General features: G+C 73.2%; 23 protein-coding genes. 15 read left to right on the forward strand and 8 right to left on the reverse strand.

Annotated features, from left to right (window positions below):
- The first annotated feature begins 164 nt into the window (after positions 1–164).
- The 3 genes from ACFYW3_RS37600 (at position 165) to ACFYW3_RS37610 (ending at position 2613) form a co-directional block, all read left to right on the forward strand.
- On the forward strand, positions 165–890 hold the full coding sequence (locus ACFYW3_RS37600) for an SDR family NAD(P)-dependent oxidoreductase (RefSeq protein ID WP_389388829.1): 726 nt from the start codon (positions 165–167) through the stop codon (positions 888–890).
- Positions 887–1762, forward strand: coding sequence for an alpha/beta hydrolase (locus tag ACFYW3_RS37605; protein ID WP_389388830.1), 876 nt, complete (start codon positions 887–889; stop codon positions 1760–1762). The genes ACFYW3_RS37600 and ACFYW3_RS37605 overlap by 4 nt, the downstream gene beginning before the upstream one ends.
- A gap of 116 nt (positions 1763–1878) precedes the next feature.
- The gene (locus tag ACFYW3_RS37610; protein ID WP_351762448.1) at positions 1879–2613 is read left to right on the forward strand and encodes a class I SAM-dependent methyltransferase; all 735 of its coding nucleotides are present in this window, start codon (positions 1879–1881) and stop codon (positions 2611–2613) included.
- Between the two features lie 82 nt (positions 2614–2695).
- On the opposite strand, the gene ACFYW3_RS37615 is transcribed toward ACFYW3_RS37610, so the two are convergent.
- Both ACFYW3_RS37615 and ACFYW3_RS37620 read right to left on the reverse strand, forming a co-directional pair.
- Positions 2696–3688 carry an acyl-CoA dehydrogenase family protein gene (locus ACFYW3_RS37615; protein WP_389388831.1) on the reverse strand — a complete coding sequence of 331 codons (993 nt, stop codon included), beginning with the start codon at positions 3686–3688 and terminating at the stop codon, positions 2696–2698.
- Positions 3688–4833: an acyl-CoA dehydrogenase family protein gene (locus ACFYW3_RS37620; protein ID WP_389388832.1), complete on the reverse strand. Its 1146-nt coding sequence runs from the start codon at positions 4831–4833 to the stop codon at positions 3688–3690. The genes ACFYW3_RS37615 and ACFYW3_RS37620 overlap by 1 nt, the downstream gene beginning before the upstream one ends.
- 135 nt (positions 4834–4968) lie before the next feature.
- On the opposite strand from ACFYW3_RS37620, the gene ACFYW3_RS37625 reads away from it, so the two are divergent.
- The 6 genes from ACFYW3_RS37625 to ACFYW3_RS37650 all read left to right on the forward strand — a co-directional run bounded on the left by ACFYW3_RS37625 (position 4969) and on the right by ACFYW3_RS37650 (position 9896).
- Positions 4969–5097, forward strand: a complete 129-nt coding sequence (locus tag ACFYW3_RS37625; protein ID WP_351762441.1) for a hypothetical protein — start codon at positions 4969–4971, stop codon at positions 5095–5097.
- On the forward strand, positions 5094–5888 hold the full coding sequence (locus ACFYW3_RS37630; protein ID WP_351762438.1) for an SDR family oxidoreductase: 795 nt from the start codon (positions 5094–5096) through the stop codon (positions 5886–5888). The genes ACFYW3_RS37625 and ACFYW3_RS37630 overlap by 4 nt, the downstream gene beginning before the upstream one ends.
- 15 nt (positions 5889–5903) lie before the next feature.
- Complete coding sequence (locus tag ACFYW3_RS37635; RefSeq protein ID WP_053680063.1) at positions 5904–6518, forward strand: TetR/AcrR family transcriptional regulator; 615 nt, start codon at positions 5904–5906, stop codon at positions 6516–6518.
- Between the two features lie 19 nt (positions 6519–6537).
- Positions 6538–7695, forward strand: a complete 1158-nt coding sequence (locus ACFYW3_RS37640; RefSeq protein ID WP_351762436.1) for an acetyl-CoA C-acetyltransferase — start codon at positions 6538–6540, stop codon at positions 7693–7695.
- Positions 7696–7918: 223 nt separating this feature from the next.
- Positions 7919–8125, forward strand: coding sequence for a cold-shock protein (locus ACFYW3_RS37645; RefSeq protein ID WP_030707191.1), 207 nt, complete (start codon positions 7919–7921; stop codon positions 8123–8125).
- 103 nt (positions 8126–8228) lie between these two features.
- A complete protein-coding gene (locus ACFYW3_RS37650; RefSeq protein ID WP_389388833.1) occupies positions 8229–9896 on the forward strand; it encodes a DEAD/DEAH box helicase in 1668 nt (555 codons plus the stop codon).
- A 116-nt stretch (positions 9897–10012) separates the two neighbouring features.
- Here the strand turns inward: ACFYW3_RS37650 and ACFYW3_RS37655 are convergent, their stop codons facing one another.
- From ACFYW3_RS37655 to ACFYW3_RS37675, 5 genes are read right to left on the reverse strand one after another with little or no spacing between them, the layout of a single operon-like run.
- Positions 10013–10972, reverse strand: a complete 960-nt coding sequence (locus ACFYW3_RS37655) for a tyrosine-protein phosphatase (RefSeq protein WP_389388834.1) — start codon at positions 10970–10972, stop codon at positions 10013–10015.
- A 31-nt stretch (positions 10973–11003) separates the two neighbouring features.
- Positions 11004–12107, reverse strand: coding sequence for a nitronate monooxygenase (locus ACFYW3_RS37660; RefSeq protein ID WP_351757180.1), 1104 nt, complete (start codon positions 12105–12107; stop codon positions 11004–11006).
- A 3-nt stretch (positions 12108–12110) separates the two neighbouring features.
- A complete protein-coding gene (locus tag ACFYW3_RS37665; RefSeq protein ID WP_389388835.1) occupies positions 12111–12866 on the reverse strand; it encodes a CoA-transferase subunit beta in 756 nt (251 codons plus the stop codon).
- Positions 12863–13729 (reverse strand): CoA-transferase, encoded by an 867-nt coding sequence (locus ACFYW3_RS37670; protein ID WP_351757186.1) that lies wholly within the window; start codon positions 13727–13729, stop codon positions 12863–12865. The genes ACFYW3_RS37665 and ACFYW3_RS37670 overlap by 4 nt, the downstream gene beginning before the upstream one ends.
- Positions 13726–14475 (reverse strand): enoyl-CoA hydratase family protein, encoded by a 750-nt coding sequence (locus ACFYW3_RS37675; protein WP_351757188.1) that lies wholly within the window; start codon positions 14473–14475, stop codon positions 13726–13728. The genes ACFYW3_RS37670 and ACFYW3_RS37675 overlap by 4 nt, the downstream gene beginning before the upstream one ends.
- A gap of 56 nt (positions 14476–14531) precedes the next feature.
- On the opposite strand from ACFYW3_RS37675, the gene ACFYW3_RS37680 reads away from it, so the two are divergent.
- The 4 genes from ACFYW3_RS37680 to ACFYW3_RS37695 all read left to right on the forward strand — a co-directional run bounded on the left by ACFYW3_RS37680 (position 14532) and on the right by ACFYW3_RS37695 (position 17370).
- Positions 14532–15296, forward strand: coding sequence for an SDR family oxidoreductase (locus ACFYW3_RS37680; RefSeq protein ID WP_389388836.1), 765 nt, complete (start codon positions 14532–14534; stop codon positions 15294–15296).
- Position 15297: 1 nt separating this feature from the next.
- Positions 15298–16206, forward strand: a complete 909-nt coding sequence (locus ACFYW3_RS37685; protein WP_389388837.1) for an SDR family oxidoreductase — start codon at positions 15298–15300, stop codon at positions 16204–16206.
- 167 nt (positions 16207–16373) lie between these two features.
- Positions 16374–17222 (forward strand): helix-turn-helix transcriptional regulator, encoded by an 849-nt coding sequence (locus tag ACFYW3_RS37690; protein ID WP_351757196.1) that lies wholly within the window; start codon positions 16374–16376, stop codon positions 17220–17222.
- On the forward strand, positions 17182–17370 hold the full coding sequence (locus ACFYW3_RS37695) for a DUF397 domain-containing protein (protein ID WP_351916475.1): 189 nt from the start codon (positions 17182–17184) through the stop codon (positions 17368–17370). Before ACFYW3_RS37690 ends, ACFYW3_RS37695 begins: the two co-directional genes overlap by 41 nt.
- Positions 17371–17604: 234 nt before the next feature.
- Here the strand turns inward: ACFYW3_RS37695 and ACFYW3_RS37700 are convergent, their stop codons facing one another.
- Positions 17605–18492 carry a hypothetical protein gene (locus ACFYW3_RS37700; protein ID WP_389388838.1) on the reverse strand — a complete coding sequence of 296 codons (888 nt, stop codon included), beginning with the start codon at positions 18490–18492 and terminating at the stop codon, positions 17605–17607.
- Between the two features lie 86 nt (positions 18493–18578).
- Between ACFYW3_RS37700 and ACFYW3_RS37705 the strand changes: the two genes are divergently transcribed.
- A complete protein-coding gene (locus ACFYW3_RS37705; RefSeq protein ID WP_389388839.1) occupies positions 18579–19397 on the forward strand; it encodes a serine protease in 819 nt (272 codons plus the stop codon).
- 244 nt (positions 19398–19641) lie between these two features.
- Positions 19642–20295, forward strand: a complete 654-nt coding sequence (locus ACFYW3_RS37710) for a response regulator transcription factor (protein ID WP_053680089.1) — start codon at positions 19642–19644, stop codon at positions 20293–20295.
- Positions 20296–20659 lie beyond the last annotated feature (364 nt).

A 20659-nucleotide genomic window follows, 5' to 3' on the forward strand; every position in this document is an offset into this window, starting at 1 on the left:
CAGTCTACGACCGGTCCGCGCGGGCCCTCTTCCCCCGACAGGGTATGACTGCTAGGAATATTCCTCATAGGTACACCTGGCCTCGTCCCCCGGGATGCGTGTTCGGAGTCCGCCGGTGGGGCCGGAAGGTCATTCCGCGCTCACGTGCCCTGGAGGGCCGCACCGTGATCCCACTGGACGGCAAGGTCGTCGTCATCACCGGCGCCGGGCGCGGGCAGGGCGCCGCCGAGGCCCGCCTGTGCGCGGAGGCGGGAGCCCGGGTCGTCGTCACCGACATCCGGGAGGAGGAGGGCCGGGAGGTCGCCGCGACCCTGGAGGACCAGGGGCTGTACGTCCACCACGACGTGGCCGACGCCGACGGCTGGGCCCGGGTCGTACGGGAGGCCGTGGCCTCCTTCGGCACGATCTCGGCGCTCGTCAACAACGCGGCCCTGTGGCGCACCGCCCACGTGGAGCGGCAGTCCCTCGCCGACTTCGAGGCGCTGCTGCGGGTCAACCTGCTCGGGCCCTTCCTCGGCATCCAGGCCGTCGCCCCCGTCATGCGCGCCGGCGGGGGCGGTTCGATCGTCAACGTCTCCTCCACCGCCGGACTGGTCGGCATCCCGGGCCACGCGGCCTACGGATCCACCAAGTTCGCCCTGCGCGGGCTGACCCGGTCGGCCGCCCTGGACCTGGCGGGGGACCGGATCCGCGTCAACTCCGTGCACCCGGGCGCCATCGACACCCCGATGATCTCCGCGGTGTCGGACAAGGACTGGTCCCACGTCCCGCTGGGCCGCATGGGCCGGCCCGAGGAGGTGGGGGAACTGGTTCGCTTCCTCTGCTCGGACGCCTCCTCGTACGTCACCGGCGGCGAGTTCACCGTGGACGGGGGGACGACGGCCCGATGAGCGATCCCCTCTCGCCCGCCGCCCGGCGGCTGTGCGACCTCATGGCCGCGGCCTTCCCCGGCCCCGGCGACCCGGACGCCCTGCGGGCCGCTGCCGCCGCCGGCGGGCGCGCCCCCGGACCCGCGGTGGCCGACGTGCACGACGACGACGCCTGCGGGGTCCCCGTCCGCGTGTACGACCCCGACCCCGGGGCCGCGGGGCGCCCGCTCGTCGTCTACCTCCACGGCGGCGGCTGGGTGATGTGCGACCTCGACACCCACGACGCCGGCTGCCGCCGGCTCGCCGCCGCCTCGGGCGCGGTCGTCGTCTCCGTCGACTACCGGCTCGCCCCCGAACACCCCTGGCCCGCCGCGCCCGACGACGCGCTGACCGCGCTGCTGTGGGCCCGCTCCCGAGCCGCCGCGCTGGGCTGCGACCCTGACAGGGCGATCGTCGCCGGGGACTCCAGCGGGGGCACCCTGGCGGCCGTGACCGCACTGCGGGCCCCCGAACTCCTCGCGGGACAACTGCTGTTCTACCCGCCCCTGGACGCGGCCATGGACACCCCGTCCGTGGAGAGGTACGGGCGGGGGTACTTCCACACCGCCGCCCACATGGCCTGGTACTGGGACCGGTACGGCGGGGACCCCGCGCACCCGCACGTCTCGCCGCTGCGCGCCCCCGACCTGACCGGACTGCCGCGCACCCTGATCGTCCTCGCCGACTGCGACGTGCTGCGGGACGAGGGCCTGGCGTACGCCCGCCGGCTGGGGGAGGCGGGCGTGGACTGCGGCGTCCAGCTCCACCCGGGCGTCTTCCACGGCTTCCTGGGCACACCGCTGCCGGCCGCCGGCGCGGCGTACGCGGCGGCCGCCGCGTGGATCAGGGGCTGAGGGGGCGGCACGGCCCCGCCCGTGGAGGCCGTGCGGTGCTCCTCGGACGCGCCCGCGGCGCGGCGGGCACGGGTGAACCGCTGTCGAAGATCGGCGGCGGCGCGAACAATGGGCCCATGACGACCCCCTCCCGCGCCCGCTCCTTCGACGCCGCCGCCGCGCTGTACGCCGCGCACCGGCCCGCCTACCCCGACGCGCTCCTCGACGCCCTGGAGGAGCTGAGCGGTCGCCCGCTCGCCGGCTCCCGGGTCGCCGACGTGGGGGCCGGGACCGGCATCGCGACGGCCCTGCTGCACGCGCGCGGGGCACACGTCCTCGCCGTCGAGCCCGGGGACGGGATGGCCGCCGAACTGCGCCGAGCGCACCCCGGGATACCGCTGGTGCGCGGGGACGGCGACCGACTGCCGCTGGCCGACGGCGCCTTCGACCTGCTCACCTACGCGCAGGCCTGGCACTGGACCGACCCGGCCCGCTCCGTCCCCGAGGCCCGCCGCGTGCTGCGGCCCGGCGGCGCGCTCGCGATCTGGTGGAACGACATGGACGAGTCGGTGCCGTGGGTCGCCGACCAGGCCGCGCGGATCCGGGCCCTCTTCGGCGCCGACGGCGTGTCCTTCCGCACGCTGCCCGCCGGCCTCGACTCCGGCTTCCGCACCCGCACCGTGCCCTGGTCCCGCCGGATCACCCTCGACGAGCACCTCGCCAACCTCGCCAGCCACTCGGCGTTCCTGCTCCTCGGCGAGGCCGGCACCCGGGAGTTCACGGACCGGGAGCGGTCGGTGCTGGGCGCCCTCTTCCCGGACGGCACGGTGGAGGAGCCGTACGTGGTCAGCCTCCACGTGAGCGTCCTGTGACGGGCGCGGTGACGGGTGCCGTGACGGGGGCGCCCCACGCCCGGGACCGCGACCACGCCCGGGACCGCGACCACGCCCACCGCTACCGCCCGGCGGCCTCGAGTACCGCCGCCCGGCACGCCGACGGCGTCCCCCACGCGTCCCGCAGCGGGCGGGCCTTGCGCAGCCACAGCGACAGGTCCAGCTCCTCGGTGTAGCCGATCGCCCCGTGGAGTTGGAGCGCCGTCATCGCCGCCGCGTACGAGGCCTCGCCCGCCGCGAGCTTCGCCGCAGCGACCTCGCCCGGATCGAGGGACAGCCCGGCCGCCCACACCAGCGGCCGGGCGAACTCCAGGCCCAGCAGGGTGTCCGCCAGCCGGTGCTTGACCGCCTGGAACCCGCCGATCTGCATGCCGAACTGTGTGCGCTGCTTCGCGTACTCCACCGTCCGCGCCAACAGGGCCTCCCCGACGCCCAGGCACTGCGCCGCCGTCAGCAGCCGCGCCCACCCCAGGGCGCTCCGCGCCGCCGCCGTCACCGAGGGCCCGCGGGCCAGCAGCTCACCGCCCCCGGCCGGGGGACGCAGCAGCCTGCGCGCCGGGTCCGTCGAGCGCAGGACGGGCGGTCCGCCGTCCGGGTCCGCCAGCCGCAGTTCGCCGGCCTCCGACACCGTGAAGCAGTACGTGGCCGCGTCCGCGTCCAGGGCGTACGGGGCCGCGCCCGGCAGGGTCAGCGAGGCCGAGGCCCCGCCCGAGACCAGCCCGGGGAGGAAGCGCTTCGCCGGCCCCTCGTCGTCCAGACCCGCCAGCAGCACCGAGGCCGCGACCGTCTCCACCACCGGACCCGGCACCCCGGCCCGCCCCAACTCCACGAACCCGAGGGTCGCTTCCAGGGGCAGCGGGCCGAGCCCCTCGTGTTCCTCGCCGGCGGCGAGCGCGAACAGGCCGGTGTCGGCGAGGCGGGACCACAGGGCGCGCCCCGGCGCGTGGTCGCCCGCGCCCCAGGCCCGTACGGCCGCCGGGACCTCGGACGCGTCGAGCAGCCGGCGCAGCGTCCGGACGAACTCGCGCTGCTCGTCGGTCGGAAGGAAGCGCATCAGCGGCGGCCCTTCGGGAGGCCGAGCAGCCGCTCGGCGATGATGTCGCGCTGGATCTCGTTCGTCCCGGCGTAGATCGGACCTGCCAGGGAGAAGAGCCACGGTTCGGCCCACTCGCCGTCCGCCAGCTCCGCGTCCGCGCCCAGCAGGTCGAGCGCCGTCTCGTGCAGGGCGATGTCGTACCGGGACCAGAACACCTTGTTCAGGCTGGACTCGGCGCCGATCGTCTCGCCGGCCGCGAACCGCGAGGCGTTCCCCCAGGTGAACAGCTCGTACGCGCGCGCCCCGACCAGCGCGTCCGCGACCCGGTCCGACAGTGCGGTGTCGGCGGGATCCCCGACCTCCCGCCACAGTCCGAGCAGCCGGTCCGCCGCCGCCAGGAACCGGCCGGGGGAGCGCAGGGTCAGCCCCCGCTCGTTGCCGGTCGTGGACATCGCGATCCGCCAGCCCTGTCCCGGCTCCCCGATGACGTCCTCGTCCGGGACGAACACCCGGTCCAGGAAGAGTTCCGCGAAGGCCGGTTTGCCGTCCAGGCGGCCGATCGGCCGCACCGTCACCCCCGGCGCCCGCAGGTCGAACATCAGGTATGTCAGCCCTTGGTGCGGCTTGGGGGCCTGCGGGTCGGTCCGGAAGATGCCGAACGCCCGGTCCGCGAACGCGGCCCGCGAGGACCAGGTCTTCTGCCCGGACAGCAGCCAACCCCCCTCCGTGCGGACCGCCCTCGACGTCAGGGAGGCCAGGTCGGAGCCCGACTCCGGCTCCGACCAGGCCTGCGCCCAGATCACCTCGCCGCTCGCCATGGACGGCAGCACCCGCGCCCGCTGCTCGGCGCTCGCGTGGTCGAACAGGGTGGGCGCCAGCAGGTTGATGCCGTTCTGGGAGACCCGGCCGGGCGCGCCCGCCGCCCAGTACTCCTCCTCGAACACCAGCCACCGCTCGATGTCCACGTCCCGGCCGCCGTACTCCTCGGGCCAGGACACCACCGCCCAACGGTCGGCGTGCAGCCGGGCCTCCCACTCCCGGTGCGCGGCGAAGCCCTCGGCGGTCTCCAGCGAGGGGAGGGGGGCGGCCGGGACGTGTCCGGCCAGCCAGGCGCGGGCCTCCTCGCGGAAGGCCTCCACCCGCGGGCCGTGGGTGAGGTCCATCAGTCGGTCGCCCCCTTCACGGTGGCGCCCTCCGGGGCCGCGTGGAACACCGGGGGTCCGTCGGTCTCGGGGGTGCGGGCAGCGGACATCGACACATCCTTCCCTAACAAGTGTTTGGTAGGTTAACGTACGGGCATGAGCGCCGTCGAGGAGAGCGGCGCCGGCTCTTCTCGACGGCGACACCGTCCACCCGGACCGGGCGGGATCCCCCGCGACACCATCGCCGAGCGGCTCCTCGGCCTTCCCCAGGAGGTACGGGCGTGAACGCACCCGAGGCACCCGAGTACGTCGCCGGGCACGGGCTGCTCGCCGGCCGGACCGCCGTGATCACCGCCGCCGCCGGGGCCGGCATCGGCGGCGCCACCGCCCGCCGCTTCCTGGAGGAGGGCGCCCGCGTCCTGATCGGCGACGTTCACGCCCGCCGCCTCAAGGAGACCGAGGACGCGCTGGCCGCCGAGTTCGGGTCGGACCGGATCGACTCCCTGCCGTGCGACGTCACCGACGAGGACCAGGTCCGGGCCCTGTTCACACACGCCGAACAGACCCACGGCGCCCTCGACATCGTCGTCAACAACGCCGGACTCGGCGGCACCGCCGCCCTCGTCGACATGACCGACGACCAGTGGGGCCGGGTCCTCGACGTCACCCTCAACGGCACCTTCCGCTGCACCCGCGCCGCCCTGCGCTCCTTCAAGGCCGCCGGCACCGGCGGCGGGGTCGTCGTCAACAACGCCTCCGTCGTCGGCTGGCGCGCCCAGACCGGTCAGGCCCACTACGCCGCCGCGAAGGCAGGGGTGATGGCCCTGACCCGCTGCGCCGCCCTGGAGGCCGCCGAGTTCGGCGTACGGATCAACGCGGTCGCCCCCAGCCTCGCCATGCACCCGCACCTGGTGAAGGTCACGAGCGAGGAACTCCTCGCCGAACTCACCGCCCGCGAGGCCTTCGGCCGGTACGCCGAACCCTGGGAGGTCGCCAACGTCATCGTGTTCCTGGCCAGCGGCTACTCGTCGTACATGACCGGCGAGACGGTGTCGGTCAGCAGCCAGCACGCGTAGGTCGACAATGGGCGCGTGCCGACGAACAAGAAGAAGCCACAGGTGACCGCGTCCCCCGAGCGCAGGCGGGAGCTCCTCGACACCGCCGCCGAGGTCTTCGCCGCGCAGGGCTACAACGCCACCACCGTGCGCAAGATCGCCGATGCCGCCGGGATGCTCGCCGGCAGCCTCTACTACCACTTCGATTCCAAGGAATCGATGCTCGACGAGATCCTCTCGGCCTTCCTGAACGAGCTGTGGGCGGGGTACGACACCGTCCTCGCCGCCGGCCTCGGCCCCAGGGAGACCATCGAGGCCCTCGTCACCGAGTCCTTCCGGGAGATCGACCGGCACCGCGCCGCCGTCGCGATCTACCAGAAGGAATCCCGCCACCTGTCCGCGCAACCCCGCTTCCACTACCTCTCCGACTCGCAGCAGAAGTTCGAGAAGGCCTGGCTGGGGACGCTGGAACGCGGGGTGGCGGCCAAGGCGTTCCGGGCCGACCTGGACATCCGCCTCACCTACCGCTTCGTGCGCGACACGGTGTGGGTCGCGGCCTCCTGGTACCGGCCGGGCGGACAGCACAGCCCCGACGAGATCGCCCGTCAGTACCTGTCGATGGTGCTGGACGGGATCGCCCTGCGCGACTGACCGAACCAGAGGAGTCCCGATGCCCGAGGCCTACATCGTCGACGCCGTACGCACCCCCGTGGGGCGACGCAAGGGAGGCCTGGCCGGCGTGCACCCCGCCGACCTCGGCGCCCACGTCCTGCGGGCCCTGATGGAACGATCCGGCGTGGACCCCGCCGCCGTCGAGGACGTGGTCTTCGGCTGCCTCGACACCGTCGGGCCGCAGGCCGGCGACATCGCGCGGACCGCCTGGCTCGCCGCCGGCCTCCCCGAGGAGGTCCCCGGGGTGACGGTGGACCGCCAGTGCGGCTCCTCCCAGCAGGCCGTCCACTTCGCGGCGCAGGGCGTGCTGTCCGGCACCCAGGACCTGGTCGTCGCCGGCGGCACCCAGAACATGTCGATGATCCCGATCGCCTTCGCCTCGCGGCAGGCCGCCGAGCCGCTGGGCCTCACCGAGGGCCCGTACGCGGGATCGCGGGGCTGGCGCGCCCGGTACGGCGACGCGCCCGTCAACCAGTTCCACGGGGCGCAGATGATCGCCGAGAAGTGGGGGATCTCGCGCCTCGACATGGAGGAGTTCGCACTGCGCTCCCACCGGCGGGCCCTGCGCGCGATCGACGAGGGACGCTTCGAACGGGAGGTCGTGCCGTACGGCGACGTCCGCGTGGACGAGGGTCCGCGCCGGGACACCACCCTGGAGAAGATGGCCGGCCTGAGGCCCGTGGTCGAGGGCGGCACCATCACGGCGGCCGTCTCCTCCCAGGTCTCCGACGGCGCCGCGGCCATGCTGATCGCCTCCGAGCGGGCGGTCGCCGAACACGGCCTGCGCCCCCGGGCCCGTGTCCACCACCTGTCCGTACGGGGCGAGGACCCGATCCGGATGCTGTCCGCCCCGATCCCGGCGACGGCGCACGCCCTGAAGAAGACGGGGCTCTCGCTCGACGAGATCGACCTCGTGGAGATCAACGAGGCCTTCGCCCCCGTCGTGCTGGCCTGGCTGAAGGAGACCGGCGCGGACCCCGATCGGGTGAACGTCAACGGCGGCGCCATCGCGCTCGGCCACCCCCTGGGCGCGACCGGCGTCAAGCTCATGACGACCCTGCTGCACGAGCTGGAGCGCACCGGGGGCCGCTACGGCCTCCAGACGATGTGCGAGGGCGGCGGACAGGCCAACGTGACGATCATCGAGCGGCTCTGAGGCCCCGGGAGACCGGACCCGCTCCGGGGCGCTCGGACGCTCCGGAGCCAGGTCAGGGACCCGTGGGGGCGCGGGTGCGCCGGCGTGTGCTAGCTTAGAGCTCGTTGCAGTTGTGGTACCCATGAACTTTATGTGCGCCTGACGGGAATGCTCCGACAGGCGCTTTAATTGTTTTTACCGGGATCTCCGGATGGGGCCCTTGCCGCCTATTCAGGAGATTCAAATGGCACTTGGCACCGTGAAGTGGTTCAACTCGGAAAAGGGCTTCGGCTTCATCGAGCAGGACGGTGGCGGCCCGGACGTCTTCGCCCACTACTCGAACATCGCCACCCAGGGCTTCCGTGAGCTCCAGGAGGGCCAGCGCGTGTCCTTCGACGTCACCCAGGGCCAGAAGGGCCCCCAGGCGGAGAACATCCTCCCCGCCAACTGACGTAATCAGCACGCCGGGGTCCGCACCGTGAAGGTGCGGGCCCCGGCTTGTCTGCTGTTTCGACTGTTTGTTTTACCTGCCGGTTTCAGGAGGGCTTTCTCGCATGACCAGCTCCAGCTCCGCACGACCCAGCCGCCGCCCCACCCGGGGTCGAGGTGCGGCTCAGGGACGTCCGAAGGCTGGCGCGGGACGGCAGAAGTCCGCCCCCGTGGCCAGGCCCCAAGAATTCACCATGCCCGAACCGCTGACCCCGGCCCTGCCGCCGGTCGCCGCGTTCGAGGACATGGGCATGCCCGAGGCGCTGCTGAAGACCCTCGCCGCCCAGGGCGTCACCGACCCCTTCCCGATCCAGGCCGCCACGCTGCCGAACTCGCTCGCCGGCCGTGACCTGCTCGGCCGCGGCCGTACCGGCTCCGGCAAGACCCTCGCCTTCGGCCTGGCGCTGCTGGCCCGTACCGCCGGTCGCCGCGCGCAGCCGAAGCAGCCGCTCGCGCTGGTCCTCGTCCCGACCCGCGAACTCGCGCAGCAGGTCACCGACGCCCTGGCCCCCTACGCCACGGCCGTCAACCTGCGCATCGCGACCGTCGTCGGCGGCATGTCGATCAACCGGCAGTCCGGCGCGCTGCGCCGCGGCTCCGAGGTGCTCGTCGCCACCCCCGGCCGGCTGAAGGACCTCATCGACCGCGGTGACGCCGACCTCTCGCAGGTCTCCATCACGGTCCTCGACGAGGCCGACCAGATGACCGACATGGGCTTCATGCCGCAGGTCACCGCGCTGCTCAAGCAGGTCGAGGCCGACGGCCAGACCATGCTGTTCTCCGCGACGCTCGACAAGAACATCGACAAGCTCGTCAAGATGTTCCTGCACGACCCGGTCGCCTTCTCCGTCGACCCGTCCGCCGGCGCGGTCAGCACGATGGAGCACCACGTCCTGTACGTCATGGACGAGACCGACAAGAAGGCCGTGGCCACGCGCATAGCCGCACGCGACGGCCGGGTGATCATGTTCGTCGACACCAAGCGCGGGGTCGACCGCATGGTCAAGAAGCTCCTCGCGGACGGCGTCCGCGCCTCCGGCCTGCACGGCGGCCGCTCGCAGCCGCAGCGCAACCGGACCCTGGACTGGTTCAAGACGGGCGAGGTCACCGCGCTGGTCGCCACCAACGTGGCCGCCCGCGGCATCCACATCGACGACCTCGACCTCGTCGTCAACGTGGACCCGCCCACCGACCACAAGGACTACCTGCACCGCGGTGGCCGCACCGCCCGCGCCGGCGAGTCCGGCAGCGTCGTCACCCTGGTCCTGCCCGACCAGAAGCGCGACATGACCCGTCTGATGTCGGACGCCGGGATCTCCCCGCGCACCGCGCAGATCAAGTCCTCCGACGCGGAACTGTCCCGCCTGACCGGCGCCAAGGAGCCCTCGGGCGTCCCCGTGGTGCTGGACGTGCCGCAGCCCACCCCGCCGAAGCCGCGCAGCGCCGGCCGCTCCGGCGGCGGCTCCACCGCGGGCGGCGCGCGTCGTCGTTCCGGCGGCGGCCAGGGCGGCGCCGCGGCCCCGACCACCGCGGGCGGCGGCGACCGTTCGCGTCGGGCCCGTTCCGCCGGCGGCCAGGGCGGCACCGGCCAGTCCGGCGCACGCGGCCAGGGCGCCCCGGCGGGCTCCCGCGGTCAGGGCGGCGGCCAGGGCGGTGCCCGCACCGGCGGCGCCCCCGCCGCGCGTCGTCGCTCCGGCGGCGGCCGTCCGGCGGCCGGGCGCGCGGGTTCCTGACCCCCAGCCCGACCCTTCGCCCCACGAACACACCACACCGGTACGCCGGGCGGCGCGGAACACGCGCCGCCCGGCGTACCGGCGTTTCGGGCCCCGGCAGGATCCGAAGAGCCGGCCTAGCGGACCATCCGGGCTTGGAGCTTGGCGAGGGTCCGCAGGTCCAGGCCGAGGCCGTCCGTGAGGTAGCCGTAGAAGCCGCCGTAGTCCGCCTCCATGCGGGCGGTCGCGGCGGCCAGGTAGTCCGGCCGGACCTCCTGGAGCGGGATCAGCAGGTCCGGGTTCTGCATCCGGCCCGACTGCTTGAGGCCGGCCCGCACCTGGGCGTCGTACGCCGCGCGGAAGGTGTTCGAGGCGAGGTAGTCGCGTTCGGCGGTGTCCTCGGGCACGGCGAGGGCGCGCAGCAGCACGTAACTCATCCAGCCCGTACGGTCCTTGCCCGAGGTGCAGTGGTACAGCAGCGGGCCCTGCCCGCCGTCGGCGATCTCCCGCAGGGTGGTCGCGAACTGCGCCCGGTTCTCGGGGCTCGTCACGAACGTGCGGTAGATGTCGCGCATGTAGGCCTCGGCGCGACCGCCGCCGAGCATCTGCTCCTGCGTGGCGGGGTCCCCGCTGGCGATCGCGCCGACCAGGGTCGCGTACAGGCCCAGGTCGCTGACGGGACGGGCGGTGGGGAGGAGTCCGGCGGGCAGCTTGTCGGCGCCGTCGTACTGGACCTCCATCGGGATGCGGAAGTCGACGACCTTGCGCAGGCCGAGCCCGGAGACGGTGGTGAGGTCCGCGGCGGTCAACTTGCCGAGCGCGTCGGAACGGTAGACCAGCCCCTGACGGACCTGCCCACCGGTCCAGGTGCGGTACCCGCCCAGGTCGCGGACGTTGACCGCGCCCTGGAGGGGGATCTGACGGATCGTTTCCGCCGACGGGCGGAACCGCTCGGAGGCAGCGGCGGAAACGGTGGTCGCGGCGGTACCGGTGGCCGCGGCGGGCGGCGGCGCGGCGTACGCGGCGGCGGGGAGGGTCCCGGCGGCGAGGACGGCGGCGAGCACCGCGGTCGCCAGGCGGATTCGGGCACGGCTCATCTGGGGCGACTCCTGTGACGGAGAAGGGGGATCACCCTGCCGGCGGCAGGGCGCCGAGCGGATGCGGGGGGTGCGGGGGGTGCGGGGGGTTGAGGTCGTGCAGTCGGTCCAGCACGGTGTGCGCCTCGGCCATGACCCGGGCGACGAGTTCCGCACACGACGGAAGGTCCTCGATCACGCCCGCGACCTGGCCCGATGCCATGACGCCGAGGTCCGTACGGCCCTCGACCATGGACGCCTTGAGGAGCATGGGGGTGTTCGCGGCGAGCAGGACCTGGCTCCAGGACAGGTCCTTGCCGTGTTTCATCGCCAGGCCGTCACGCACCATCCGCGACCAGGACAGCCCCGACAGCTTCCGGAAGCCGGCCGCGTGCCGCACCGCCTTGGCGAGGGCCCGCGCGCGGCCCGCCCGCTCCAGGGAGACGACCAGCTCGCTGCGGAGCATCCGGTGCGGCAGCCCGTCGACGGCGGTGGTGACGGTGACGTCCTTGACCGTGGCCTTCAGGTACTCGGCCTTGACGGCGTCCGGGACGGTGGAGTCCGAGGTCAACAGGAAGCGGGTGCCCATGGCGATGCCAGCCGCCCCGTACGACAGCGCGGCGACCAGCCCGCGCCCGTCGTGGAACCCGCCCGCCGCGATCACCGGGATGTCCACCGCGTCCACCACCTGCGGCAGCAGCACCGTCGTGGCCACGTCGCCGGTGTGCCCGCCGCCCTCGCCGCCCTGCACGATCACCGCGTCGGCGCCCCAGGCGGCGACCTTCTCGGCGTGCCGCCGGGCCCCGATCGAGGGGACGACGACCACGCCCGCGTCCTTGAGGCGGGCGATCAGCTCCTTCGACGGGGCGAGGGCGAACGAGGCGACCCGCACCCCCTCGTCGACGATCAGCCGGACCCGCTCGGCCGCGTCCCCGGCGTCCGCGCGCAGATTGACCCCGAACGGGGCGTCCGTACGCGACTTCACCTCGTGGATCGCCGCACGCAACTGCTCCGTCGTCATCGTCGCCGAGGCCAGGATCCCCAGCGCCCCCGCGTTCGCCGCCGCCGACACCAGTCGGGGCCCGGCCACCCAGCCCATGCCCGTCTGCACGATCGGATGGCGGACCCCGACCAGCCTGGTGAATGCCGTCTCCATCCGTCAGGCCCGCACTTCCCGGTCGCGCAGCCCCTCGGGGTCGACGACCTCGCGGATCAGCCGCAGTTCCTCCGGCGTCGGCTCCCGGGTGTACGGGACCTCGTCGGCGATCGTCAGCTCGAAGCCGGTGGCCTCCCGGACCTGCTCGACGCCCACGCCCGGATGCACGGACACCAGGCGCATGGCATGGTCCGGGCCGGTGAAGTCGAAGACCCCGAGATCACTGACCACGCGCGGCAGGCGGTGGAAGCGGGTCGCCCCGGCCGCCTCCGCGCGGTCGTAGCCGACACCGCAGACCATGTCGACCCGCTCCACGAACACCCGGCGGGAATGCTTCGGGATCCAGTAACTCACCGGATTGTTGAGGGAGTTGACGGGCGCCCCGCGCACCCCGAGGAGCTGGCGCGTCGGCTGCTCCCACTCCCCGATGCAGGAGATGTTCTGGTTGCCGTACCGGTCGATCTGGCTCGCGCCCATCATCACGTGCCGCCGGCCGCCGGTGACCATCGTGAGGTGACGGCGGTACGGCAGCCAGCCCTCGGGCGTCCCGTCGAGCCCGACCAGCGTGGCCTCGCCGTCGGTCAGCAGCAGGTCGGGGGAGAAGGTCCGCTTCGCGAGACGGGCCCCGAAGGACGGGATCAGACCCATCGGCGAGGCGAGCACCTCGCCGTCGCCCCGCCAGGCCTCGGCGCAGGCGATCACGCAGTACTCGGCGCGACTGACGCCCGCGGTGGCGGCCGGCTCCGGCTCTGTGCTCACTGCTGCTCCTCGTGCCAGGTCCGCACGGCGGACTGGTAGTCGTGCTCGCTCGCGCCGGACAGGAACCGGGCGGCGAACTCGGGCCAGGGGGTGCTCGCGTACAGCTTCTGGAAGCGCTCGTCGCGGTCGTGGTCGGGCACGCAGGAGGTGAAGTGCGCGCCGTTCGGCGTCTCCACCACACCGGTGACGGAGTGCCGGCTGACCAGCAGGGACTGCGGCGGGCCCGCCTTGGACAGCTCGGCGGTCTCGACGAGCCGCTCGCAGGAGACGTACGCGGTGTCCGCGGCCTCGCAGAACAGGTCGTCGAAGTACGGGTCGGGGCCCAGGTACTGGGCGTTGCCGAGGCGGTCGGCGCGGTTGAGGTGTACGAGCGCGGCGTCCATGCGCAGCGCGGGGACGGCGACGAACTCCTCGCCGTCCTCGTAGGGGGAGGTGACGGTCCGCAGGTTCGGGTTGACCCGCATGACGTCGGAGCCGAGGCCGGCGCGGACGGGCAGGAAGGGCAGCCGGTTGGCGGCGGCGTGCAGCCCCCACATGAACATGGCCTCGTCGAGCTCGGTGAGGGCGAAGGCGCCCCGCTCGCGGGCGGCCCGGTAGTGCGGCTCCAGCGGGATCGAGTCGAGGGTGACGAAGGGGGTGACGAGCCGGCGGATCCGGCCCGCGGCGGCCAGCAGGCCGACGTCGGGGCCGCCGTACGAGACCACGGTGAGATCGGTGATCTCGCTTCGGAGCAGTGCCCGCACCAGGGCCATGGGCTTGCGCCGCGACCCCCAGCCGCCGATGCCGACGGTCATGCCGCTGCGCAGCCGGCCGACCACCTCCTCGGGGGACATCACCTTGTCCGACGCCGACGTGCCGCTCATGCCTCGTCCGCCTTTCCGAAGGTGTCGCGGACCCGGTCGGCGACCCCGCCGAGGTTTGCCTCGAAGGTGAAGCCCTGCTCGAAGCGGTAGCTGCGCCGCACGTCCACGGGGTCGATGCCGTTGATGGCGGCCTTGGCCAGCCGGATCAGCAGGCCGTCCTTGCGGGCGATCTCGGCGGCGAGTTCCAGCGCCGCCGCCCGCAGTCCGGCGGGCGGGACCACCTTCCACACCGAACCGTGCGCGTGCAGTTCGGCGGCGCCGACGGTCCGCGAGGTGTAGTACAGGGTGCGCATCAGGTGCTGGGGGACGAGGCGGGCCAGGTGGGTGGCCGCGCCGAGCGCGCCCCGGTCCAGTTCCGGCAGGCCGAAGACGGCGTCGTCGGAGGCGACGATCGCGTCGGCGTTGCCGACCAGGCCTATCCCGCCGCCCAGGCAGAAGCCGTTCACGGCGGCGACGACGGGGACCTCGCAGTCGTACACGGCGGCGAACGCCTCGTAGCAGCCCCGATTGGCGCCGATGAGGGCGTCGTGGCCGGTGTCGCGCTGCATCTCCTTGATGTCCACGCCCGCGTTGAAGCCCCGGCCCTCGGCGGCGAGGACGACGCACCGGACGTCGGGGTCGCGGCCGGCGGCGCGCAGGGCGTCGGCCAGCTCGTACCAGCCCTGTACGGGCAGTGCGTTGACGGGAGGGAAGTCGACTGTGACGAGTGCGATGCCCTTGTCGGGCCCGGAGGTGGAGACACCCATGAGCGGATCAGCTACCTTTCCACCAAACATTTGTTAGGTGAGGAAGGTAGCAGCCGATGGAGCTCAACGGGAGGGTCGTCGTCGTCACCGGCGGGACCCGGGGCGTCGGCGCCGGCATCGCGCGATCGTTCCTCGCGGCCGGCGCGCAGGTCCTCGTCTGCGCCCGCCGCCCACCGGACGAACCGGTGACCTCGGCGGGCCGCACGGCCGCGTTCACGCCGCTCGACCTGCGTGACCCGGCCGCCGTGACGGAGTTCTTCGCGGCGGCGGCGCACCGGTACGGGCGCCTCGACTGCCTGGTGAACAACGCGGGCGGCACCCCGTACCGGCTGCTGGGGGAGGGCGACGCCGAACGGCACGCACGGGTCGTCGAACTGAACCTGGTGGCCCCCCTGACCGCCTCACTGGCGGCGTACCCGTGGCTGCGGGACGCGCACGGCTCGGTCGTGATGATCGGCAGCGTCAGCGGCACCCGCCCCTCACCCGGCACGGCCGCCTACGGCGCGGCCAAGGCGGGACTGGAGAACCTGGCCCGGTCGATGGCCGTGGAATGGGCGCCCGAGGTACGGGTCAACTCGCTGATCCTCGGCATGGTGCGCACCGAACTGTCCCACCTGCACTACGGGGACGAGGCCGGGATCGCCGCCGTCGGCGCGACCGTGCCGCTGGGGCGACTGGCCGAGCCGGGCGACGTGGGCGAGGCGGCGGTGTTCCTCGCCGGCGACCGGGCCGGATACGTGAGCGGCGCGAGCCTGCTCGTGCACGGAGGCGGCGAACGCCCGGCCTTCCTGGACGCGGCGACTGTCAACAAGGAGGACTGACATGGGACTTGCCGAAGGTCGTGTGGTCATCGTGACGGGCGCGGGGCGGGGGCTGGGCCGCGCCCACGCGCTGGCCTTCGCGGCGGAAGGGGCGAAGGTCGTCGTCAACGACCTGGGGGTCGGCCTCGACGGGCTGCCCGGCCCGGACGGTCCGGCGGCCCGGGTCGTCGAGGAGATCCGCGCGCTGGGCGGGGAGGCACTGGCGCACGGCGGGGACATCGCCACCGCGCGGGGCGCGGCCTCGCTGGTCGCGGACGCCGTCGCCTGCTTCGGGCGGCTGGACACCCTCGTCAACAACGCCGGTTTCCTGCGGGACCGGATGCTGGTCAACCTGGACGAGGACGACTGGGACGCGGTGATGCGGGTGCACCTGAAGGGGCACTTCCTGCCGCTCAAGCACGCCGCCGCGCACTGGCGGGCGCAGGCGAAGGCGGGCCGGCCCGTCGCGGCGCGGGTGGTCAACACCTCCTCGGGCGCGGGACTGCTCGGATCGGTGGGGCAGGGCAACTACAGCGCGGCCAAGGCCGGGATCCTCGGCCTGACCCTGGTCGCGGCGGAGGAGATGGGCCGGTACGGGGTCCAGGTCAACGCCATCGCCCCGGCGGCCCGGACCCGGATGACGGAGGAGACCTTCGCCCGGACCATGGCGGCGCTGGCGGCCGGGGAGTTCGACGCGATGGCCCCGGAGAACGTGTCCCCGCTGGTGGTGTGGCTGGGCTCCGACGCCTCGGCCGGGGTGAGCGGCCGGGTCTTCGAGGCCGAGGGCGGCCGGATCACGGTCATGGAGGGCTGGCGGCCGGGCCCGACGGCGGAGCGCGGCGGGCGCTGGACCCCGGCGGAGGCGGGGGAGGCGGCGACGAAGCTCTTGGCGGCGGCGGAGACACCGCAGCCGGTGTACGGGGCGCGGTAGTCCGGGCGGCAGGACCAGCTCCCCTCCCTTCGGCTTCCCTCGACTTCCCTCGAAGGGAGGGGAGTCGGGGATTCCGGCCACCTCCGCGTGCGGGCGTGGTTACGCTCGGCCACGGACTGGACCCGACCGAACGCCGTACGGCGCCGCGAGCATGGGGGTGACCGCCCGTGGTCAACATCCGCAACCTCGATCCCAGCGCATCGCCGCTGGACTACTACGGCTCCGAACTGCGCCGCCTCAGGGAGGACGCCGGGCTGACGCAGGGGCAGCTCGGAGACATCATCTTCTGCGCGGGCTCCCTGGTCGGACAGATCGAGACGGCGAGGAAGGTACCCACCCGCGCGTTCTCGGAGCGGGCGGACGCGGCGCTCGTGACGGGCGGGGTGTTCTCCCGGCTGGTGGGGCTGGTGCTGAGGAGCCAGTTGCCGACGTGGTTCCAGGCGTACGCCGACATGGAGGCCAAGGCGGCGTACATCTCCACGTACCAGTCGCAGTTGGTGTACGGGCTCCTCCAGACCGAGGAGTACGCGCGGGCGGTACTGGCGACAGGTCTGCCTGACAACCTCGAAGAGTTGTTGGGTGCCCGCATGGAGCGGCATCGGGTCCTCGGCAAGGAGCAGCCGCCCATGGTCTGGGTGGTGCTGGACGAGGCTGTGTTGCACCGGCCAATCGGTGACCGAGAAATCATGCGTAGCCAACTAGCTCATTTGTTGAGTTTCCGTGGAAACCGTTGGGTGAGGGTCCAGGTACTCCCCGTGGAAGCTGGTGAACACGCAGGATTGATTGGGTCGTTCAATACCTTGAGGTTCGACAACGACCCGGACCTCGTCTATACGGAGGACCTCATCTCGGGGCACATGACGGCCAACCCCGACACGGTCAAAGAAGCAGCTCTTCGTTACGCTCACTTGCAGGCCGCGGCTCTCTCTGTGGAGTGCTCGGCGGCGTTGATCGTCCGCGTAATGGAGGAACGTTATGGGCACCAGCCAGGACTTGACCCACGCGCGGTGGCGTAAGTCCAGTTACAGCGGCAACACCGGCGGCGACTGCGTAGAGGTCGCCCCCCAGCCCTGCATGGTCGCCGTGCGGGACTCCAAGGACCCCGACGGCCCCGTCTTCACCGTCGGCCGCGCCGCCTTCGCCGCCTTCGTCGGGGCCCTGTAGGCGCACAGCCGTAGACGCGGACCCGCTGGTCGGCAGGGTTCGCGCACAGAGAAAGAAGCTCCGGGCCCGGCCCCCTGGCGAGGGGTCGGATCCGGAGCTTCTCTCGTGCGATGGAGTATGACTACCCGCTACATCCACCCGCTGAACCGCATGCGGCCCATGATGTTGTCCGCAACCTGATCCGAGACCGCCGGCGCGGGGTTCCGGGCCGGATGCGGGAGCGCCGGCGCCGGTTCACGTGTCGCACTCCAGGACCGTGCGGCACAGCCCGCAGCGGGCCCGGACGGGCCCGCCGACCGGCAGTCGAAGCCACTGCCGGCAGAGCGGGCACGGGAAGCTCACCCGCTGCCCTTCCGCGTGCCGCTCGAAGCGGTACGAGGCGCCCGGCGCGGCGGATCCGGTCCGGCGGTCGCGCGCGTACCGCAGGCGTTCCGGCCAGGAGGCGGCCGCCAGCGGGGCGCGGCGGTGGTCCCGGGCCGCGAGGGCGCGACCGCGCGCGTACGCCTCGTACGCCCGGGGGCTGGTGAACCGGGTGGAGAGGTCCTCGCCGGTCAGCTCGCCGCGCTTGGCGAGGACGTAGCCGAACTCCTCCGGGGTGAGGTAGCCGAGCTTCTGGTGCGTCAACTCGTCCTCGCGGTAGGCGTCGAGGAGCAGCCAGCCCGCGCCCAGGTAGGCGGCGGTGGTGTCGGTGAGGATCTCGTTCTCCTCGGTGGTGGGAAACCGCAGGTCCAGGCGGTGCAGCAGGACATGGGCGGTCTCGTGGGCGAGCGCCGCGCCGAGGTCCCGGCGGTGGGTGCGGAAGCGCTCGTTGACCTCGACGAAGTACTCGGGGCCCGGGCCGAGTTCCACGGTGGCCGCCTCCGTCATCGCCCGGTAGCCGATCACCAGCCGGGCGTCGGGCAGCCGCAGCGCGCGCACCACGGCGCGGGCCACGCGCTGCGCCCCGAGGTGGGGGTCGTCCTCGGGGGAGAAGGCCGCGTCGGCGGCGGGGAGGCCGGCGTCGTAGGCGCGGATCCCGTCGTACGACAGGCGGCGGAAGAGGGCCGTCAGGGCGCGGTGAACCGTGTCCACGTGCGGAAAACCGTGCTCGACCGGGCTGCCGCGCCCGTGGTTCTGCGTCATGCGGGCCCCCACGCCGAAAGTTGTCCGAAAACGCGTTCTTGATGGCGGCCATACGCGGGATGTGTCATGGACTCGTCATTCACCCGATGACGCGCACGGCCCAACCCCCCACGAAAGGCAGTGTGTCGACTGTGTCCACCCTTGCCACGACCCTCAAGCGCGCCCTCGCCGTCGGCGCCGTCGCCCTGGCCGCCGTCAGCCTCCAGCCCGGCTCCGCCACCGCCTCCCAGGCGCCCGTCGTCGGCGGAACCCGCGCCGCCCAGGGCGAGTTCCCGTTCATGGTCCGCCTCTCCATGGGCTGCGGCGGCGCCCTGTACACCCAGCAGATCGTCCTCACCGCCGCCCACTGCGTGAACGGCTCCGGCAACAACACCTCCATCACCGCCACCGCCGGCGTCGTCGACCTCAACAGCTCCAGTGCCGTCAAGGTCAAGTCCACCAAGGTGCTCCAGGCCCCCGGCTACAACGGGCAGGGCAAGGACTGGGCCCTCATCAAACTCGCCAAGCCCATCAACCTGCCCACCCTCAAGATCGCCGAGACCAAGACCTACGACAACGGCACCTTCACCGTCGCCGGCTGGGGCGCCACCCGCGAGGGCGGCGGCCAGCAGCGGTACCTCATGAAGGCCACCGTCCCCTTCGTCTCCGACGCCTCCTGCCAGAACGCCTACGGCAGCGACCTCGTCCCCGGCGAGGAGATCTGCGCCGGCCTGCCCCAGGGCGGCGTCGACACCTGTCAGGGCGACTCCGGCGGCCCCATGTTCCGCCGCGACGCCGCCAACGCCTGGATCCAGGTCGGCATCGTCAGTTGGGGCGAGGGCTGCGCCCGCCCGAACTACCCCGGCGTCTACACCGAGGTCTCCACCTTCGCCACCGCCATCAAGAACGCCGCGGCGACCCTCTGACCCACCCTCGTCCTTCCGGCCGAACCGCGCGGCGGGGAAACGGCCGGAAGGACGAGGCGCCCCACCCCACGCGCACGTAACGTCGAACGAACCATCGCGGGACCGGCACACCGTCGTGCCGGTCCCGCGGCACCCTCCCGACGGCCCGCCGAGCGGTTGCGGGACGCCACGCGCACCGGTCCCATGGAACGAATCCCTCCGGGACGACACCATCGGCAGCGGGCGACAGTGGGGCAGGCAACGCATGACGATCAGAGTGGTCATCGCGGACGACCAGGAGATGGTCAGGACCGGCTTCCGGATGATCCTCGAAAGCCAACCGGACATCGAGGTCGTCGCGGACGTCGTCGACGGCGAGGAGGCCCTCGCGGCCGTCGCCGCCCACCGACCCGACGTCCTGCTCCTCGACATCCGCATGCCCCGGCTCGACGGCCTCGAAGTCACCCGACGCCTCGCCGGCCAGGACACCCCGCGCATCGTCATCGTCACCACCTTCGACCTCGACGAATACGTCCACGCGGCGCTCCGCGGCGGAGCGTCCGGCTTCCTCCTGAAGGACGCGAGCCCGGCCATGCTGGTTGAAGCGGTCCGCGCGGCAGCCGTCGGCGACTCCCTGGTCTCGCCCGCCATCACCGTGCGGCTGCTCCGCGAAATGGCCCACGCCCCGCCCGCCCGAGCCGCCCGCCGCCCCTCGGAACCCCTCACCGAACGCGAGGTCGACGTGGTGCGCTGCCTCGCCCGCGGCCAGACCAACGCCGAGATCGCCGGTGAACTCTTCGTCTCACTGTCCACCGTCAAGACCCACCTGGCCAACGTCCAGACCAAACTCGACGCCCGCAACCGCGTCGAGATCGCCGCCTGGGCCTGGGAAAGCGGCCTGGCCGCCGGCGCGGCGTGAGCCGGGGCCCCCGGCGGGGTGCGCATACCGGGCCGGGGCGCGGTGCGAGCCCTGGGCGCCGGCACAGCACGAGCCCTGGCCGCCGGCCCGGGCCCCGACCCGGCCGCCGGCGTGGTGTGAGTGCCGGGCGCCGGCGTCGTGTGAGCCCCGGCCGCTGGCGCGGTGTGCTTCCCGGGCCGGAGTGCGGTACGAGCCCCGGCCCCCGGCGCGGCACGAGCCCCGGCCGCCGGGCCGTGGTGCCCCCGGCCTGCCGGTCCGGCGTGGCCCGTCCCGGCCGCCGGCGTGGTGTGAGTGCCGGGCGCCGGCGTCGTGTGAGCCCCGGCCGCTGGCGCGGTGTGCTTCCCGGGCCGGAGTGCGGTACGAG

The sequence above is a fragment of the Streptomyces sp. NPDC002602 genome, from assembly GCF_042889445.1.
Lineage (GTDB): Bacteria > Actinomycetota > Actinomycetes > Streptomycetales > Streptomycetaceae > Streptomyces.